The 17,959-nt window shown below is 70.2% G+C and carries 17 protein-coding genes; 7 read left to right on the forward strand and 10 right to left on the reverse strand.

What is annotated here, in order from left to right:
* Nucleotides 1-85: 85 nt before the first annotated feature.
* The 5 genes from HMPREF9062_RS11250 to HMPREF9062_RS11270 form a co-directional block, all read right to left on the reverse strand.
* The gene (locus HMPREF9062_RS11250) at nucleotides 86-952 is read right to left on the reverse strand and encodes a glycine betaine ABC transporter substrate-binding protein (RefSeq protein WP_009750271.1); all 867 of its coding nucleotides are present in this window, start codon (nucleotides 950-952) and stop codon (nucleotides 86-88) included.
* A gap of 31 nt (nucleotides 953-983) precedes the next feature.
* Nucleotides 984-1,961, reverse strand: a complete 978-nt coding sequence (locus tag HMPREF9062_RS11255) for an ABC transporter permease (protein WP_009750272.1) — start codon at nucleotides 1,959-1,961, stop codon at nucleotides 984-986.
* Nucleotides 1,958-3,262 (reverse strand): quaternary amine ABC transporter ATP-binding protein, encoded by a 1,305-nt coding sequence (locus HMPREF9062_RS11260; protein WP_009750273.1) that lies wholly within the window; start codon nucleotides 3,260-3,262, stop codon nucleotides 1,958-1,960. The genes HMPREF9062_RS11255 and HMPREF9062_RS11260 overlap by 4 nt, the downstream gene beginning before the upstream one ends.
* A gap of 601 nt (nucleotides 3,263-3,863) precedes the next feature.
* Complete coding sequence (locus HMPREF9062_RS11265; RefSeq protein ID WP_009750275.1) at nucleotides 3,864-5,204, reverse strand: arginine deiminase; 1,341 nt, start codon at nucleotides 5,202-5,204, stop codon at nucleotides 3,864-3,866.
* Between the two features lie 86 nt (nucleotides 5,205-5,290).
* Nucleotides 5,291-5,605, reverse strand: a complete 315-nt coding sequence (locus HMPREF9062_RS11270; RefSeq protein ID WP_034254251.1) for a hypothetical protein — start codon at nucleotides 5,603-5,605, stop codon at nucleotides 5,291-5,293.
* A 166-nt stretch (nucleotides 5,606-5,771) separates the two neighbouring features.
* Here HMPREF9062_RS11270 and HMPREF9062_RS11275 point away from each other — a divergent pair, with 166 nt between their 5' ends.
* Nucleotides 5,772-6,866, forward strand: a complete 1,095-nt coding sequence (locus HMPREF9062_RS11275; RefSeq protein ID WP_009750277.1) for a 1,4-dihydroxy-2-naphthoyl-CoA synthase — start codon at nucleotides 5,772-5,774, stop codon at nucleotides 6,864-6,866.
* A 220-nt stretch (nucleotides 6,867-7,086) separates the two neighbouring features.
* The gene (locus HMPREF9062_RS11280; RefSeq protein ID WP_009750278.1) at nucleotides 7,087-7,665 is read left to right on the forward strand and encodes a YagU family protein; all 579 of its coding nucleotides are present in this window, start codon (nucleotides 7,087-7,089) and stop codon (nucleotides 7,663-7,665) included.
* Nucleotides 7,666-7,724: 59 nt separating this feature from the next.
* On the opposite strand, the gene HMPREF9062_RS11285 is transcribed toward HMPREF9062_RS11280, so the two are convergent.
* Complete coding sequence (locus HMPREF9062_RS11285) at nucleotides 7,725-8,681, reverse strand: 1,4-dihydroxy-2-naphthoate polyprenyltransferase (protein ID WP_009750279.1); 957 nt, start codon at nucleotides 8,679-8,681, stop codon at nucleotides 7,725-7,727.
* Between the two features lie 121 nt (nucleotides 8,682-8,802).
* Nucleotides 8,803-10,191, reverse strand: a complete 1,389-nt coding sequence (locus tag HMPREF9062_RS11290; protein ID WP_253270712.1) for an AMP-binding enzyme — start codon at nucleotides 10,189-10,191, stop codon at nucleotides 8,803-8,805.
* Between the two features lie 95 nt (nucleotides 10,192-10,286).
* Between HMPREF9062_RS11290 and HMPREF9062_RS11295 the strand changes: the two genes are divergently transcribed.
* Nucleotides 10,287-10,724 carry a PLD nuclease N-terminal domain-containing protein gene (locus tag HMPREF9062_RS11295; RefSeq protein WP_009750281.1) on the forward strand — a complete coding sequence of 146 codons (438 nt, stop codon included), beginning with the start codon at nucleotides 10,287-10,289 and terminating at the stop codon, nucleotides 10,722-10,724.
* Between the two features lie 110 nt (nucleotides 10,725-10,834).
* Here the strand turns inward: HMPREF9062_RS11295 and HMPREF9062_RS11300 are convergent, their stop codons facing one another.
* Genes HMPREF9062_RS11300 through HMPREF9062_RS11310 form a run of 3 tightly spaced genes read right to left on the reverse strand, consistent with a single transcriptional unit; the run spans nucleotide 10,835 to nucleotide 13,098 of the window.
* Entirely contained in the window at nucleotides 10,835-11,458 is a 624-nt protein-coding gene (locus HMPREF9062_RS11300) for a TetR/AcrR family transcriptional regulator (protein WP_009750282.1), read from the reverse strand.
* Between the two features lie 48 nt (nucleotides 11,459-11,506).
* Nucleotides 11,507-12,301, reverse strand: coding sequence for a hypothetical protein (locus HMPREF9062_RS11305; RefSeq protein ID WP_253270713.1), 795 nt, complete (start codon nucleotides 12,299-12,301; stop codon nucleotides 11,507-11,509).
* 11 nt (nucleotides 12,302-12,312) lie between these two features.
* Nucleotides 12,313-13,098: a histidine phosphatase family protein gene (locus tag HMPREF9062_RS11310; protein ID WP_009750284.1), complete on the reverse strand. Its 786-nt coding sequence runs from the start codon at nucleotides 13,096-13,098 to the stop codon at nucleotides 12,313-12,315.
* A 152-nt stretch (nucleotides 13,099-13,250) separates the two neighbouring features.
* Here HMPREF9062_RS11310 and dapD point away from each other — a divergent pair, with 152 nt between their 5' ends.
* The 4 genes from dapD (at nucleotide 13,251) to HMPREF9062_RS11330 (ending at nucleotide 17,904) form a co-directional block, all read left to right on the forward strand.
* Nucleotides 13,251-14,234 (forward strand): 2,3,4,5-tetrahydropyridine-2,6-dicarboxylate N-succinyltransferase, encoded by a 984-nt coding sequence (gene dapD / locus HMPREF9062_RS11315; RefSeq protein WP_034254253.1) that lies wholly within the window; start codon nucleotides 13,251-13,253, stop codon nucleotides 14,232-14,234.
* 162 nt (nucleotides 14,235-14,396) lie between these two features.
* Entirely contained in the window at nucleotides 14,397-15,176 is a 780-nt protein-coding gene (locus tag HMPREF9062_RS13290; protein WP_009750286.1) for a succinate dehydrogenase cytochrome b subunit, read from the forward strand.
* Nucleotides 15,173-17,152, forward strand: a complete 1,980-nt coding sequence (locus HMPREF9062_RS11325) for a fumarate reductase/succinate dehydrogenase flavoprotein subunit (protein WP_009750287.1) — start codon at nucleotides 15,173-15,175, stop codon at nucleotides 17,150-17,152. Before HMPREF9062_RS13290 ends, HMPREF9062_RS11325 begins: the two co-directional genes overlap by 4 nt.
* Complete coding sequence (locus tag HMPREF9062_RS11330; RefSeq protein WP_009750288.1) at nucleotides 17,149-17,904, forward strand: succinate dehydrogenase/fumarate reductase iron-sulfur subunit; 756 nt, start codon at nucleotides 17,149-17,151, stop codon at nucleotides 17,902-17,904. Before HMPREF9062_RS11325 ends, HMPREF9062_RS11330 begins: the two co-directional genes overlap by 4 nt.
* Nucleotides 17,905-17,959: the final 55 nt, after the last annotated feature.

Raw genomic sequence — 17,959 nt, forward strand, 5'->3', positions numbered from 1 at the left:
TGCTCGAGTCGACGGGGCCGCAGCACGGCCGAGCCGACGCCGCCCTCGACCATGACTCGACTGCGGAAGGGCGGAGGCGGTCAGGTCAGGACTTCTTGAAGTCGAACTCGGGGTGGTTGTCGGACCATTCAGTGGCGGCGTCGTCCTCCTTGCCCTCGCCGTAGTTGGTGACGAGGCTCTCGAGGTCGCCGTACTGGGTCTCGTCCAGCTTGAGGGACCCGAGCCAGTCCGCGATCTCGGGGTAGTCGTCCTTGAAGCCCTTGCGCGCCAGGAAGTGGAGCCCCTCGCCACTGCCGAACGCGTTCAACGGGTCCTCCAGGTCGCGCACGTCGTACTTGTTGTAGGCCCAGAACGGGTGCCAGAGAGTGACGACGATCTCCTTCTGCGCATTGATCGCCTTCTCGAGCTCAGTGATCATGGCCTCAGTCGAGGAAGTCTGGACCTTCCAGTCGTCCAGCCCGTAAGCGGGCCGGACAGTCTCATTGGAGATCTGGGTGATACCGGCGCCCTCCTCGATCCCGGTGATCGTGTGATCGAGCTCGTCGGCGTGATCCGGGAGGTCGGAGATCGAGTGCATGGTGGAGTAGGAGGGGACGGACCAGGTCAAGTGCGCCCCCCCGTAGTAGGACCCCAAGTCCTCGATGGAGTCGCCGTACTGGTCCATGTACTGCTTGTGGGTGACCTCGGGCCACGCGGACGCGTAGAGATCGATATTGCTCTGTTGCAGCCCCGTGTAGAGGACGCTGGGTTCGCTGATGTCCTTGAGCTCGGTTGAGTACCCGTTCTTCTCGAGCTGAACTTTAGTGAAGTGAGTCATGCACACGCCGTCGGTCCAGGAGGAGATGAACCCGAGGGTGATCTTCTTCCCCTTCGAGCCCTTGCAGGCGGCGAGGGCTCCTCCTACTGCGAGGGAGGCGAGAGCCGCATTGAATGCGCGCCGGGAGGTCTGCATGATAGTCCTTTCGTGTGTACGTGTGTCTCGGTCACTGATTCCCATGAGCCGGCCTCGCGCCGCCCTTCTTGAGGAGGGCGCGCTTCTTCTTGAGGAGGGCGCGGGAGTGGCGCCACTTACGATATCTCCGCCTGATCTCGTCGATGAGGGAGGGCAGGGACCCCTTCTCCCTCGGCGCGCCGAGTGCCGATGTGACGCGGTCGAGGAAGATCGCGAGGAAGACGATCGACAGGCCGGCCTCCGAACCCTTGGAGATATTGATCTTCGCGAGCGCCGAGACGACCTCCTGACCCAGTCCCTCGGCGCCGACCATTCCCGCGATGACGGCCATGGACAGGGCCAGCATGATGACCTGGTTGACTCCGGCCATGATCGTGGGAATGGCCAGGGGGAGCTGGATCCCCTTGAGAATCTCCCAGTCGGTGGCTCCGAAGGAGCGACCCGCCTCAACGGTCTCCTTGTCGACCTGCTTGATTCCCAGCTCGGTCATCCGCACCCCGGGGGGCATGGAGAAGATGAGCGTGGCGAACAGACCGGGGACGGCGCCGATCGAGAAGAACAGCACCGCCGGGATGAGGTAGACGAAGGCCGGCATGGTCTGCATGAGATCGAGAATCGGGCGGACGAGCGCGCTGACGTATTTGTTCCGGGCCGCCCAGATCCCCAGAGGAATGGCGATGATGAGGGCGGTCAAGGTGGCGACGATGACAAGGGCCAGCGTCTCCATCGCGTTCTCCCACTGCTCCATCGAGATGATGAGGAGGAAGGTGATGGCGGTGCCGACAGCCAGCTTCCATGACTTCACCACCCAGGCGATGAGCACGAAGATTACCACCATGACCAACGGCGAGGCGACCAGGAGAATGTTCGTGAGGGCCTCGTTGATCTGATTCCCGGCATCGGCGATGGCGTCGAGGAAGCCGGCCAGATTGTTCTGAATCCATCTGATAATGAACTCGGCCCACGAGCCCACGGGGATCCTGGGAATGGGGGTCTGTGCTGACATCATCGGGCGTCGACTCCTTCGACCTCGGTGGTCTGCTGCTCGGTCTGCTCGATCCCGTCGATCCGCCCGCTCTCGCCCTCGGCGGCCGAGGACTCCTCGCCCTGGCCGCCGTCCTCGTCCCCGCTCCCGCTGTGATCACTGATCGCGGCGAGCAGGGTGACGCGCGGGATGACGCCGGAGATCCGGCCGTCGTCGTCGACGACGACGATGGGGGCGGCGTGATGGGCGGAGTCGTCGAACAGTTCGCTGATCGGGGTCGACTCCTGGACGACGGGCATGCCGTGGACGGTGGACAGCGGGAGGCTGCGGGCGCCCTCGGTCACGGCGCGGGCGACGTCGTCCTCCCAGACGAATCCGGCGGGAGTGCGGTCGCGATTCTGCACGAGGAGCCACGAGGGCTGGTTCTCCCGCAGGAGCTTGTGGGCCGCGTGGGGGCTGCGGTCCGAGCCGAGAACCGCGTAGGGCGGTTCGGCGATCGACCCGGCGGTCAGCACGCGGGTGCGGTCGACGTCCGCGACGAATCGTGCGACGTAGTTCGAGGCGGGATCGCGGAGGATCTCCTCGGCCGTGCCGATCTGCTCGATCCGCCCGTCGCGCATCATCGCGATCCTGTCCCCCAGGCGCATGGCCTCGTTGAGGTCGTGCGTGATGAACAGGATCGTCTTTCCGAGCTTGCCCTGCAGGTCAATGAGCTGGTCCTGCATCTCGCGGCGGATGAGCGGATCGAGCGCGGAGAAGGCCTCGTCCATGAGCAGGACGTCGGTCTGGGCGGCCAGGGCCCGCGCCAGACCCACTCGTTGACGCATCCCGCCGGAGAGCTCGCCGGGCTTGTAGTCCCCCCAGCCCTCGAGCCCGACCATCGCCAGAGCCTCCTCAGCCCGGCGCTGGCGTTCGGAGCGATTGATGCCCTGAATCTCCAGGCCGTAAGCGGCGTTCTCCCCCACCGTCCGGTGAGGAAGAAGAGCGAAGTTCTGGAAGACCATGGATACTCGTTTGCGGCGAATATCGCGCAGTTTCTTCTTGGAGGTGCTGGCCAGGGTCTCATTGTAGATGGTCATGTCCCCGGACGTGATCGGGAGGAGCCCGTTCACCATCCGGATCAGCGTTGACTTGCCGGAGCCGGACAGCCCCATGACCACGAAGATCTCGCCCTCGTCGACATCGAAGGATGCGTCGATGACGGCAGCGGTCAGCCCATCCCTCCTGAGGTCGTCACGCGACTGCCCCGCCTGGAGTCTCCTTACTCCGGGAACCGGACGCCGACCGAATATCTTGTAAACGTTGTTCGCCTCGATTACTTTCACAACTCTCCTCGAGACCCGACATCCGGGGCTCGAGCCATGGGGCCGGAGGCAAGAAAATCAATATTTGCTCCGGGCGCCCTCTGGACGGCCAGGTGTCGGGATCGGTGGCTTCTTCCTACACTTGCATGGACAGGACTACCAGGGCGGCGGAGTGCTCGTTGACGTGTTGAATCTGCTGCTTCTGCTGCCTGTATCGAGTTGTTTTATCGAGTTGGGTTGACGTGGATGACGTTCAGCACGACCGCGAGACGAGTCCGATTATGTATGCAGTGCACGTAGACGGTCAACTGCAAGCGCGTCACATCGGCGTGCATTACTGTCGACGCGCTCTTGACAGCAGATTTCAAGTGACGACGATCACAGATGTCGTCCGAGTGCCGGCACCGGGTTCGGCCGAGCCCTCGGGGTCGCCCATGAGGGGCTGCGCAATCGTTGCTATGACACAGGATACTGCACGTCCCTCCTCCGCGGGACGCGGAGTCGTTCACGACGTCCCATAACGAAATCTCGCAACATCTGCAACCGCGACCCCGAGAGGCATCAGAATGTATAAATCATCACATTCTACTGTCTCTCGATCCCGGTTGTACTGCTGCCGGGGCTATACGGAACCGCGAGTGACGGGGCAGGTCATGCAGTGGGAGCCGCCGCGGCCGCGCACCAGCTCGACCCCGGGGGTCTCGATGACCTCGACGCCGGCGCGGCGCAGGACGTCGTTGGCGGCCTGATTGTGGGCGTAGCCGATGACGCGTCCCGGGGACAGGGCCACCACGTTGCACGAGTCGCGAGACAGCTCGCGCAGCGCCTCGGCCTCGTCGGACATGTCCGGGCTGATGACCCGGAAGGAGTCGATGCCGGCGGCGCGGGCGAGCACGGAATCCATCTCGGAGCCGTCGTGGACGGTCACGTGCAGCGCCTTGCCGCTAGCGCCCGGCTCGATCTCAACGGTCGTCACGTCGTTGAACCCGCTGAAGCGCAGGTAGGTGTCGGGGGTCACCATCGTCATGAGAGTGTCCAGGTGCATGACGGCATCGAGCTCGGTGTAAAAGGCGCGGTCGGGCATGTGGACGCCGATGACGCGGTCGGCGGCGCCGTCGTCGAACAAACGGGTGGCCAGCCGCTCGACGCCGGCGGCCGTTGACCGATGCGACAGCCCCATCACCAGAGCACGGTTGCCCAAGATCTGGAAGTCGCCGCCCTCGACGGTGGCCGGTGAGGCGCCGTGGGCCTCGGTCCACAGCCTGCCGCGGCCGGCGAAAGCGGGGTGGAAGCGGTAGACGGCCTCGTAGTTAACGGCTTCGCGCCGTCGCGGCGCCAGGGCCATCGTGTTGACGCTCACGCCGCCGTAGAGCCAGGCGGAGGTGTCCCGGGTGAACACGTGGTTGGGCAGCGGGGTGATGACGAATTGCCCCTCCAGGGTGGACAGGAACGTGGTGTCGAACAGGGTGGCGGCGTCGGCCGGGTCGAGGCGCTCACGCAACTCGGAGCGGGTGATGCCGGCGAGCATGACCTCGGCGAGGTCGGTGTCGGGAAGGCCCTGAAGGTAGTCGGTGAGGACCTCGGAGGTGGATACGCCCACCGCCTCGGGCCCGACGGTCTCGGTCAGGACGAGGGCGCGGGCCCGGGGGACGGCGAGGGTCTCGGCGAGCAGCTCGCGGAAGTCGTGGACGATGACGCCCTCGTCGCGCAGGATCTCGGTGAAGGCGTCGTGCTCGGCCTGGGCTCGGGAGATATTGAGGGCGTCGTCGAACAGCAGGGAGTCCGCGTTGATGGGGGTGATGCGGGCGATCTCGCGCCCCGGACGGTGAACAATGACCTCGTGCAGCCGCCCGGTCTCGGAGTCGACGCGGCCCCCGCCGTCCTCGGCGGGGACGAAGGGGCGATCGACGGCCGGGCCGGCGCCCGCCGTCCCGGTCTCGGTTGTCTGCGTCGTCGGCGTCATGGGGTCAGGGTAGTCGGCCGGTACTCAGGGCCCGACGCGGTCCCGCCCCGAGACGCTCGATACCGATCTGCGGCCGATAGGACCGCTCATCGGGCGACAGCGAGCGCACCCCACGCAAGAATCAGGACGGCCGCCGTAGCGCCGACCACGGCGAGCATCCGAAACGACTCGGCGCACCCAGCGGCGTCGGTCGCCTCCCGCCCGCTGCGGCGACGACCGCCGACCAGCACGAGCAGCCCCTCCGCCTCCAGCAGGAAGAGAACAAACGCACCCGCCCACGCGGGCCACGGAATCCCGGGACGGAACAGCGCATCGATCCCCACCGCGAGGCCGGACAGCAGGACGCAGTAGGCGTGCCGCCCGTACCTCGTCCCATTGACGACCCGGTTGATGCCCCTCATGCTCCTCATAGCCGCAGCCCCCGCCCTCAACAACACCCTCTAGTCTAGTATCTCGATCGACCCGGCGGCCCGCCGCCCTCGGCGGGGAACGCCCGCGCTGAGAACGTCCTGCTCGTCGAGCCTCCCGCTCGCACTCGCCTCCCCCCCCTCCTCCTACCCTGGCCCCATGAGCCCGTCCTCCCCCGCCGACCGCCCTCTGCCCGCTCGCGTCTCCGAGATCTTCGACCCCTCCCGCTGGCGCGAGGTCGAGGGTTTCGGCCATGCCCGGCACCGTGCCCCCGAAGCGGGCGGCGGACCCGACGGACTCGTCCTGACCGATGTCACCTACCATCGCGGCTGCGTCCGCGGCGACGACGGCGCCTGGCTGCACGATCTGCCGGTCGTGCGCATCGGCATCGACCGCCCCGAGCTGCGCAACGCCTTCCGCCCCCGCACCGTCGACGAGCTCTACCGCGCTCTCGACCACGCCCGCATGAGCGGCGACGTCGGCGCCGTCATCCTCACCGGCAACGGCCCCTCCCCCGAGGACGGCGGCTGGGCCTTCTCCTCGGGCGGCGACCAGCGCATCCGCGGCCGCGACGGCTACCGCTACGAGCGCGAGGAGACCCCCTCCTCCGCATCCTCGCAGGAAGCCGAGACCGCACCCGGCTCAGACCCCCACGACGCCGAAGTCGCCGCGCGCCGCTCGCGCATCGACGCCGCCCGCGCCGGACGCCTGCACATCCTGGAGGTCCAGCGCCTCATCCGCACCATGCCCAAGGTCGTCATCGCCGCCGTATGCGGCTGGGCGGCCGGCGGCGGGCACTCTCTCAACGTCGTCGCCGACCTGTCCCTGGCCAGCATCGAGCACGCCCGTTTCAAGCAGACCGACGCGAACGTCGGCTCCTTCGACGCAGGCTACGGCTCGACCCTGCTGGCCCGCCAGGTCGGTGACAAGCGCGCCCGCGAGATCTTCTTCCTCGCCCGCACCTACGACGCGCTCACCGCCGAGCGCTGGGGCGTGGTCAACGAGGCCGTCCCCCACGCCGAGCTGGAGGAGCGGGCCCTGGAGTACGCCGCCACCGTGGCGAGCAAGTCCCCGCAGGCGATCCGCATGCTCAAGCTCGCCTTCAACCTCGCCGACGACGGCCTGGCCGGCCAGCAGGTCTTCGCCGGGGAGGCCACCCGCCTGGCCTACATGACCGACGAGGCCGTCGAGGGCCGCGACGCCTTCCTTCAACGTCGCGATCCCGACTGGTCGTCCTTCCCCTACTACTTCTGATACTTCTGACGGCCGCCGCCTCCTCCCCGCTCGCATATCGATCCGGACTCCTCATCGGCGAGTCGCCGGTGAGCGTCTGGACACCACGACGACGCCATGCCATCGTGGCGCGTCCGCGAGCTCATTCTCACGGACGCTCTCGCCGCCCGTCAGCGCCGACCGGCCGCTCGTCGGTCGGCCCGCCGCCGGCCCCCTCACCGACACTGCTCCGGAGGTTCCCGTGCCCGCCTGGATCGCCTCGCTGCTCGCCAGCACCGACCCCGCCCGTCGTCGTCCCGGAATCGCCGCACTCGTGGGGCTCATCGGCGGGGCGTTCTCCGCGATCGTGAAATTCGGCTGGGAGGTCCCCTTCCCGCCCCGCACACCGGGAATCCGTTCGGAGACGAACCCGCCCCAGGCGATGCTGGAATGGTTCGGCATGTCCCACGAGACGTCGCACGCGATGGTGAGCTTCAACAACAACCAGCTGCCGATCATGTCCTTCGCCGTGCATTTCAGCTTCGCGATCGTCTTCGGCCTCGTCTACTGCATCGCGGCGGAGTACGTCCCGCGCATCACGATGTGGCAGGGCGCCGTCTTCGGAACGCTGGTGTACATCGGAGCGCATGTGATCGTCATGCCGATACTCGGCTGGGCGCCCAGCCCGTTCCCATGGCTGGCCGGCGCGCAGACGTGGTCGGAGCATTTCTCCGAATTCTTCGGCCATATCGTGTGGATGTGGTCCATCGAGATCGTGCGCCACGACCTGCGGGGCCGTATCACGCACGAACCCTCCGCCGAGATCGACATGTCGAGCTGAGGTTGACGGCGCCACCGTCAACCTCGGAGAAGAATGTCGACCTCAGTGACGAGGCCCTGTCACCGCTGCCGCACGACGAGCACGAGCGCCGCCGCCACGACAACGCCGTAGACGAGCTCGTACAGACCGGCATCGCGCAGCGCCGGAATGAGGCCGCGCCCGACGGCACCGGCCACGACGGTGCGGGTCGCGCGCCATGCCATCGCCGACAGGATGATGAGCGTCCCGAGCAGGACGGCTGCCGCCGGCGCGCCACGGCCCGCCGGTCCGTCGGCGCAGTGCGCCCAGCCGAGCGTCACCCCGGCCAGGAGCACCGGCAGTTCGACCAGCGCGGTGAAGGCGGTGCGCGCCCGCCCGGCTCCCAGCCGCACCGCGAGCGTGCGCTTGCCCGCCGCGGGGTCGGTGCCGATGTCCCGCAGGTTGTTGACCATGAGTAGGGAGCAGGCGATGAGGCCGATCCCGCAGGCAGACACCCACACCCACCCGGGCACGAGCCCGCCCTGGACGTAGAGGGTGCCGACCGTGGCCATGAGGCCGAAGAAGATGAAGACGAAGATCTCGCCGAGCCCCGCGTAACCGTAGGGGTGGGAGCCGCCGGTGTAGAACCAGGCGGCCGCCACCGCCGCGACGCCCGGCACCAGCATCCACCACTGGCCGCTGAGAGACAGGAGAACGAGTCCGAGGAGCCCGCCGACCCCGAAGCAGCCGAAGGCGGACAGTTTGACGGTGCGCGGCGCGACCCGCCCCGAGGCGGTCAGGCGCGGTGGGCCGGTGCGGTCGTCGTCGGTACCGCGCACGCCGTCGGAGTAGTCGTTGGCGAGGTTGCAGCCGATCTGAAGGGCGAGCGCCACCCCGGCGGCCAGCAGGGTGCGCGGGACGGAGAGGGCGCCGAGGGCCGCGGCCGCCCCACCGCCGAGGATCACCGGGGCCACGGCCGCCGGCAGGGTGCGCAAGCGCACGACCTCCGCCCAGCTGGTGGCGCGGGGCCGGACGGTCGCGGCGGGATCGGGGATCACGGGGGTCCTCCTCAGTCGGGGTTCCTCGGTCGGAGCGGGACCGACCCTATCGCGTGCTGCGACATCGAGGCCCGACGGGCGTTCGGCCTCGCGCGGCCCGGAGACGGCGCAGTCCGGCCCTTCAGGCGCGCGCGAGCAGAGCGGCCACTGAACGCCGGTCGACCTTACCCGGTCCGCGCAGCGGCAGGGCGTCCACGACCAGGACCCGCTTGGGCGCGCGAACGCCGTCCAGACGCGCCCTGGCCAGCGCCCTGACCCCCTCCGCATCAAGGCGGTCGCCCGCCCGAGGCACGACCGCCGCGACGACGGCGTTCCCCCACGTCTCGTCCGGGACGCCGACGACGCACACTGCGGCCACTCCCGGCAGGGCAGCCAGCACCCGCTCGACCTCATGGGGGTCGACCTTGAGCCCGCCGGTGACGATGACGTCGTCGAGGCGCCCGAGCACGACGAGTCTGCTCGAACCGTCGGGCAGCGTCTCCAGCCGTCCGCGGTCGGCGGTGGCCAGCTCGCGGGGGCGGGCGCGGAAGCCCGCGGTCGGCGCTGCGGTCCCGGTCGGCGCCCCCGCAGCGGACACCCCGGCGTAGCCCTCGGCGAGGACGGGGCCGGCCAGCACGATCCGCCCGGCCCCGTCGTCATCCGCCCCCTCGATGCGCACACTCACCCCCTTCAGAGGGACGCCGTCGTAGACGCACCCGCCTGCGGTCTCACTCATGCCGTAGGTCGTGACGACCCGTATGCCCGCGGTCCTGGCGCGGGCCAGCATCCGCGGGTCGGTGGCGGCCCCGCCGACGAGGACGGCGCTCGCCCGCGCCAGGACCGCCGCAGCGGGAGGCTCATCCAGCACGCGCAGCAGCTGAGTCGGCACGAGCGGGACGTAGACGGGCCCACCGGCGGCACTCGCCAGAGCCCGTTCGAGGCCGGAGGTCAGCGCCCCGGGTTTGAAACCGCCGGCGGTGTCGACGACCACGGGCCGCGTGCCGGCGAGGAGGGAGCGCACGAGTACCTGGAGGCCGGCGACGTGGTGGGCCGGCAACGTCAGCACCCAGGTTCCAGGGCCGCCCAGCCGGGAGTGCGCGGCACGCGCCGACGCGGCCAGGGCGGAGGCGCTCATGGCGACCAGACTGCCGGTGCCGGTGGTCGAGCCCGACGTGCGCAGGATGAGGTCGGTCCGCTCGGAGACGTCGTCGAGGCGCCCCACCAGGTCGGCGCGCACAACGGCGGGGTCCTCATCCGGGCCGATCGGCACGAGCAGCGACCGCTCGAGCGGCGCGTCCGCCGGCGCGGACGTCGTCGAGCGCTCGACGATCGCGGCCTCCGCCGATCCCGCCGCCTCCCGATCCTTCGGTCCCGCCGCTCGCCGCGAGGAGCCAGCGCCCCCATCGGGACGGGCGGCGAGCGAGGCGCCCAGGACCTCGGCGAGCGCACGGCGCAGGAGGCCGACATCACGGGCACGGGTCCCGCCGACGACAAGGCGCGGAGCGGGCACGGGAGGTACGGGCGCGTTCACGACGGCAGGGTCGCACATCGACCCCCAGAAATCCTCGTCCGTCCCATCCGCCACACCACACCCTCCCTCTGGAAGCAATCATCTAGGGTGGCGTCATGCGCGCCGTTCTCATGGTCCTCGTCCTGGCCCTGACGATCTACTCCCTGCTCGACTGCGCCCGTACGTCGGAAGAGTCGATGCCCGCTCGCATGCCGAAGTTCTTGTGGATCACACTCATCGTCCTCATCGCGCCGATCGGCTCGATCGCGTGGATCATCGTCAGCCGGGTCAAGGCCGCCGAGGAGCGCGGCGGCGCGGTCGAGCCGACCGTGTGGTCCTCCAAGGACGGCATAAGCCTCCACCGGCCCGAACGCTCGCGGCCCGCCGCCCCCGACGACGACCCGGAATTCCTGCGCGGTCTGGAGCAGGACATCCGGCGCAGGCGCCACCACGGGGGCAACGGGGACAAGGAGGACGGGGGGAGTCCGGGCCGCACCGGGAGCGCGGACGGCACTGCCAACGGCGCTTCCGATTTCCCCGAGGAGGAGGCGTGATCGCGGAACGGACGACGCGACCGGCCCGCCGGACGGGTCGTCATCATCCCGATCCGACGCGATGGGAGCAGCCGCCGGGGACTGCGGACAGGTAGCCGCGGCCCGCCCTCTCAAGAGCCGAGCAGTCCCCTCACCAGCACCGTGATCGTGGAGTCGAGCTTGTCGGACTGCGGAAGATCATGGGGGCGGAGCGCCGCTGTCACGGTGAACCCCTGCAGTAGCACGAGGACGAGTCCGGCGGTCTCCCCCGGGGTCAGACGGGACGCGCTCCAGCCGGAAGCTGCGACGATCCCCTCGATCCGCTCGTGCCAATCGTCGAGCGCGGCTCCCTTCCCGCTTCCTTCGAACGCCTGCGGGGCGACCAGCACTGTCGTCGAGGCCAAGGCGCGGAACCGTGCATCGCCGGTCAGCAGCCGTACGAATCGGGATACCAGCGTCGCAACCGCATCGCCCGAACGGGTCTCGGGCTCACAGCCGGCGTCCCCGTCACCGCCGGTACTATCGGTCCCGGCGAAGAGGCGCTGTCCATAGTCGGCCCAGCCCCACTCGAGCGCCTCGAGGAGCAGCGCCCGCTTGTCGCGGAAATGATGGTGCACCGCGCCTCGCGTCACGCCCGCGCGCCGCGCGACGTGCTCGAACGTCGCCCCCCGCCACCCCTTCTCCTCGAAGGACTCCAGCGCCGCCTCCAGCAGCGCGACGCGGGTCCTGGCCGCGTCCTCAGCCGTTCGCCTCATATGTGCAGGCTAGTACGCGTGCGGGGTGGTTCCGCGCGTCGGCCCGTCTCACCTCAGCGCGCGCGGGGTGAGGCGCGGCCAGGCGGAGGTGTCGACGTCGTAGCCGTGGGCGGCGGCATGGATGAGCCAATCGCCGGGCAGCCACGTGCGCCCGACGATCTGGGGATGCTCGGGCATGTACCGACCCGCCCACAGCACGAGGACGAGCTCGGACCACTGGGCGCGCAGCTTCCACCGCGCGGACCCGTTGGCGTTGGAGGCGGCCATGACGATCTCGCCGGTGCCGGTGAGCCGGGCCTCCTGGACGTCGCGGAAGGCGATCGGCATGACGCCCTCCCCCGTTCCCAGGTAGATCCCGTCGGTGGACACGGTCAGCCGAGCGTCGGCCAGGTGACGCCACCGCTCGACGGAGTCGGCCTCGGCCGCCCTCCTGCGCCGCGAGTCGAGGTAGGCCCGCCCGCCGAAGAAGGCGACAGTCAGCGCCAGACCGGCTGCGCCGCCGGCCAGGAAGAACCCGCGCGACGGGTTGTAGACGGCGTCCCCGCGGCGCCAGACGAGCAGCTCGGCATCGCAGGTGGCGAGCATGACCTCGTCGGCGGCCAGGGCACGGCGCACCGGATCGACGACGGGCGACACCGGATTGGGGCGCCGCCCGGTACGCAACGCCGTGAGGACCGCGGCGGTGTTCCACCACACGAAATCCTGTCCCGTCCACGCCCGCCGCGGCGCGGGCCGTGCCCCGCCGGCGGCCGTCAGGCCGGCGGACGCCGCTGAGGTCACGGGGACGAGTTCGCCGTGGGCGCGGCCGGCCGGCTCGCCGTGGGCCCCCCTCGCCTCCGGCACGGGCCGAAGAGTCACGCCGCCGTCCCGCTCGGATCGGCCGGGCCATCACCCGTCCCGGCCGGGTCGACGGCACCGGTCGAGCCGGCCGGGGCCGACGCCCCGTCGACCGGTGCGAGCCCGGTGACCCGCCCCGTGGCCTCGGCCGCCGCGGAGGTTCCGGGAACCATGTCCTCGGCACGGCGCAGAAGATCGCCGGCGGGCTCCCAGTACGACAGTCCGACGAGCGTGCGGTCGTCGAAAGTCAGCGAGGTCAGCGACGCCAGCGAGCACTGTCGGTGGCGGGGGTCGTGGACCAGGGGACGGCCCTCCAGCCACAGGCGCGTGGCCCACACGGGCAGCTGGTGGGAGACGAGCAGCGCCTCGCGCCCCTCGACCGGCTCAATCGCGTCGCGCACGGCACCGCTCACGCGCTCGACGAGCTCGGTGTAGGGCTCGCCCCAGCTCGGCCGCAAAGGGTTGAGGTAGTAGCGCCAGTGCTCGGGATGGGCCAGAACCCACCGGTTGCGGTTGACGGGGATGCCCTCGAAGTGGTTGCCGGCCTCGATCAGGCGCGCATCGGTCCTCGGCGTCAGACCGAAGGCGGTGGCGGTCGGCGCGCCGGATTCGCGGGCGCGTTCCAGCGGGGAGGTGATGACGGCGGCGATGTCGTGGCCGGAGGCGGAGAGCACATCGGCGACCTGCTCCGCCATCTGCCGCCCCAGGCTCGACAGGTGGTATCCGGGTAGACGCCCGTACAGAACGCCCTCGGGGTTGTGGACCTCGCCGTGCCTCATGAGGTGGATCGTCGTACGCGCCATGGTCGTGATTCTCGCACGACCGGAGCGGGCCGGATGGAATGGATCGGGTCCGCCGTGCCGCGACCGGGCCCGGCCGCGTCACGGCGAGCCGGGACGACCGGATGGCGGGCGATAGTGCGCATGCAGGACCCCGGTCCCGTATCGTGTCGTCCATGACGACTCGCAGCGCATGGGGTCTCGGCCTGGCGACCGTGACCGACGACGGCAACACCCTCGATGTCTGGTATCCGAAGCCGATTCTGGGTGATGAGCCCGCCGACGGCGATGCCGCCCTGCTCGCCACCCTGTCGGCCATGGAGCGCAAGGACGCCGCGCGCGGCGTTCACACCACCGTGGTGCGCACCTGGGCCGATCTGGACGACGCCCCGCAGACCGTGGCCGGCGCCTACCTGCGTCTGCACGTCCTGTCCCACCGCCTGGCCCGGCCCAACACGATCAATCTGGACGGCATTTTCTCCCGCCTGCCCAATGTCGTGTGGACCTCCGCCGGCCCCTGCGCCGCCGAGGACTTCGAGGCCGCCCACACCCGGCTGCGCGCCGCGCTCGGCCGCCCGGTCCAGGTCCACTCGGTCGACAAGTTCCCCCGCATGACCGACTACGTACTTCCCCCGGGCGTGCGCATCGGCAACGCCGCGCACGTCCGTCTGGGCGCGTACCTGTCCGAGGGGACGACGATCATGCACTCGGGCTTCGTCAACTACAACGCGGGCACGCTGGGGCGCTCGATGGTCGAGGGCCGCATCTCCCAGGGCGTGGTCATCGGCGACGGCTCCGACGTCGGCGGCGGCGCCTCGACGATGGGGATGCTCTCGGGGGGCGGCCGTCAGCGCGTGGCGCTGGGCGAGCGCTGCCTGCTGGGGGCCAACTCGGGTCTGGGCATCCCGCTGGGCGACGACTGCGTCGTCGAGGCGGGCCTGTACCTGACGGCCGGCACCAAGCTGGCGATGCTGCCCTCGGGCGGTGTCGTGCCGGGCAGCCACGGTCTGTTCAAGGAGCCTCGCGTGGTTTCGGCCCGCGAGCTGGCGGGCGCTTCGAACGTGCTGTTCCGCCGCAACTCGCAGTCGGGCGCCGTGGAGGCGCTCTCGCGCGGCGGCAAGGGCATCGAGCTCAACAGCGCCCTGCACGCCAACCAGTGAACCGCTGGGCACTCGACGGCTGACGTGGGCGCGCCCCGACCGCCCGTGTGAGACGGACCGGCCCGCAGTGTGGGACCGCCAGCCGTTCCCCCATGCCGTCGCTGTGATGCTCATTACCTTAGTACTGTGCATGTGCAGCGTCGAGGCGCCGGGAGGGATCCGATGGTCGCAACCGCTCAGGCCCCCGCCCCTGCCGTCGTCGGTGTTCCGCCCGCCCGGGGCGACGCACCGCCGCCCCGCCCCGTTCGAGGCCGTCGCCTCTCCTTCACCGCGCTCAAGACGACCATGGCGGTCACCGGCACCGTCATGGCGGCTTTCGTCGCCGTCCACATGGTCGGCAATCTCAAGGCCTTCATGGGCCCGGAGGCCTACAACTCCTACGCCGCCTGGCTGCGGAGCGTGCTCTACCCCCTTCTGCCTCATGAAGGCCTGCTATGGATCATGCGGGCCGTCCTGGCGGCGTGCCTCGTGCTGCACATCGCCGCCGGTGTCGACCTGTGGCGCCGCGGCCGGGTCGCGCGCGGCGACTTCCGACGCCGCGGCCTGCCGCCGCGCACCTCGGCCGCGCGGTCGATGATCCTCACGGGCGGGCTCATCGGCGTTTTCATCATCATCCACGTCCTCGACCTGACCATCGGCCGCGCGGTCGCCTCCGCGAGCTACACCGCCCCCTCCCATGAGGCGGGCGCCCCGCACGTGAGCGCCTACGAGAACCTCGTGGCGAGCCTGTCGCGCCCGAGCATGGCGATCTTCTACAGCCTCGTCATGCTCGCCATCGGCCTGCACCTGGCGCAGGGCCTGTGGAACGTCGTCATCGATCTGGGCGGCACGGGCGCCCGGTTGCGCCGCATCTGGCTCGTCCTCTCGCTCGCCGTCGCCCTCGCCATCGTGCTGGGCAACGGCGCCCTGCCGCTGCTCGTCTTAGCAGGGGTGATCTCATGAGCCCGACCGGCCCGCTCGGGGGGCGACCTCTCGCCCCCGTCGACGACCTCTACACGGTCGGCGATGATCTGGACCCCCGCCTGCCCGAAGGCCCGCCCATCGAGGCATGGGACCGGCGGCGCAGCGAGTACCGCCTGGTCAGCCCCGCCAACCGGCGCGCCCTGACGGTCATCGTCGTCGGCACGGGTCTGGCGGGTTCAGGAGCCGCCGCGACCCTCGGCCGCCTGGGCTACCGGGTGGAGTGCTTCAGCCTGCACGACGCCCCGCGCCGCGCCCACTCGGTGGCCGCGCAGGGCGGTATCAACGCCGCCCGGGCCCGCGTCGTCGACGGCGACTGCCTGACCCGCTTCGTGACGGACACGATCAAGGGCGGCGACTACAGGGGCCGCGAGGCCGACGTCGTGCGGCTGGGCATGGAATCGGGGCGGGTCATCGACCACATGGAGGCCATCGGGGCGCCCTTCGCGCGCGAGTACGGCGGCCAGCTCGCCACCCGTTCCTTCGGCGGAGTCCAGGTCTCGCGCACCTACTACACGCGCGGACAGACCGGCCAGCAGCTGGAGATCGCCTGCGCCCAGGCCCTCCAGGAGCAGATCGCCGCCGGCAGTGTTCGCATGCATCCCCGCACCGAGATGCTCGACCTCATCGTGGCAGACTCCCGCGCCCAGGGCATCGTCGCCCGGGACCTGCTCACCGGGGAGGTGAGCGCCCACACGGCCCACGCCGTCGTACTCGCCACCGGCGGCTACGGCAGCATCTACCACTACTCGACCCTGGCCATGGCCTCCAACGCCACCGCCACGTGGCGCTCCCACCGCCGCGGCGCCGCCTTCGCATCCGCCTGCATGATCCAGTTCCACCCCACGGCTCTGCCGGTGAGCTCCCGCTGGCAGTCTAAGACCACGCTCATGAGCGAGTCCCTGCGCAACGACGGCCGTATCTGGGTGCCGGTGCGCCCGGGTGACGATCGGCCCGCGAATGACATCCCCGAGGCCGAACGCGACTACTACCTGGAGCGCAAGTATCCGGCTTTCGGCAACCTCACGCCCCGCGACGTCGCCTCGCGCAACGCCCGCGAGCAGATCGTCTCGGGCCGCGGCGTCGGTCCACTGCGCAACTCCGTCTACCTCGACTTCCGCGACGCGCTGGAGCGACTCGGCAGGCCCACCATCGCCTCGCGCTACGGCAACCTGTTCTCGATGTACCTCGACGCCACCGGGGAGGACCCTTACGAGGTACCCATGCGCATCGCCCCGGGCGCCCACTTCACCATGGGCGGCCTGTGGGTGGACTTCGACCAGATGACGACCGTGCCGGGCCTGTTCGCGGGCGGAGAGGCGTCGAACAATTACCATGGCGCCAACCGGCTGGGGGCCAACTCGCTGCTGAGCGCCAGTGTCGACGGCTGGTTCGTCCTGCCGCTGGCCGTGCCGAACTACCTGGCGGGCCTTGTGGGCACGACGCCTCTGGACGCCGACTGCCCGCAGGCGCGCGAGGCCGTGGCGGACACGCGCAGGCGCATCGAGGCGCTGCTCGCGGTGGGCGGGACTCACCGGCCGGTGTGGTTCCACCGCAGACTCGGAGAGATCCTCTACGCCGGCTGCGGGGTCAGTCGCAGCGAGGCGGGTCTGCGCAGCGCTGTGGGCAGGGTCCGGTCGCTGCGTGAGGAGTTCTGGGCGGACGTGCGCGTCGTCGGAGATCAGGCGCGCCTCAACCAGGAGCTGGAGAGGGCGCTGCGGGTGGCGGACTTCCTGGAACTGGCGGAAGTCATGGTTCTCGACGCCCTGGACCGACGCGAGTCCGCCGGAGCCCACTTCCGCGAGGAGTACGCCACGCCGGCCGGCGAGGCCAAACGCGATGACGACGCCTGGTGCTCGGTCTCGGCGTGGCAGACGGCGACCGACGGCTCGCACGAGCGCCGGTGCGAACCGTTGAGCTTCTCACTGGTGCCGATGCGGGTGAGGGATTACCGATGAGGGTCGAGCTGGAGATCTGGCGGCAGAACGGGCCGCGGGCGCAGGGGGCCTTCGAGGAGCATGTCGTTGGGGATGCGGAGCCGGAGATGAGCCTGCTCGAGTTACTGGACCGCCTCAACGATCAGATCATCGACGCCGGCGGCGAGCCGGTGGTCTTCGAGTCGGACTGCCGGGAGGGGGTGTGCGGGGCCTGCGGCTTCCTGGTCAATGGCGTCCCGCACGGGCCGGTGGACAACACGCCGGCCTGCCGTCAGCATCTGCGCGCCTTCCCGAAGGCGACCCGTCTGCGCCTGGAGCCGTGGCGGGCGGCGGCATTCCCCGTCATCCGCGACCTGGTGGTGGACCGCACCGCCCTGGACGAGCTCATCCGCGCGGGCGGAACGGTGGACGTGGCCGCGGGCACGGCGCCGGACGCCGATGACGTCGCCCAGCCTCGCCAGCAGGCGGAGCGGGCGCTGGACTTCGCCGCCTGCATCGGGTGCGGAGCCTGCGTGGCGGCGTGTCCCAACGGGGCGGCAATGCTGTTCGCCGGCGCGAAGCTGGCGCACCTGTCACTCATGCCGACCGGCCGCCACGAGCGGGCGCGGCGGGCGCGCGGCATGGCTCGGACGCTGGACGAGTTCTTCGGGCCGTGCTCGGTGTACGGCGAGTGCGTGCCGGCGTGTCCGGCGGGCATCCCGATCGAGGTGATCGCGCGGCTTAACCGGGAGGTGCTGCGCGCCGGTTGGCTCGGCCGGGGCCGCGACGACTGAGCCCGACCCCGCCGTCCGAATCCACTGCTCGATTCCGCCGGTCCGCCCGCTCCTC

It is taken from the genome of Actinomyces sp. oral taxon 448 str. F0400, from assembly GCF_000220835.1.
In the GTDB taxonomy this organism is placed as follows: Bacteria; Actinomycetota; Actinomycetes; order Actinomycetales; family Actinomycetaceae; genus Actinomyces.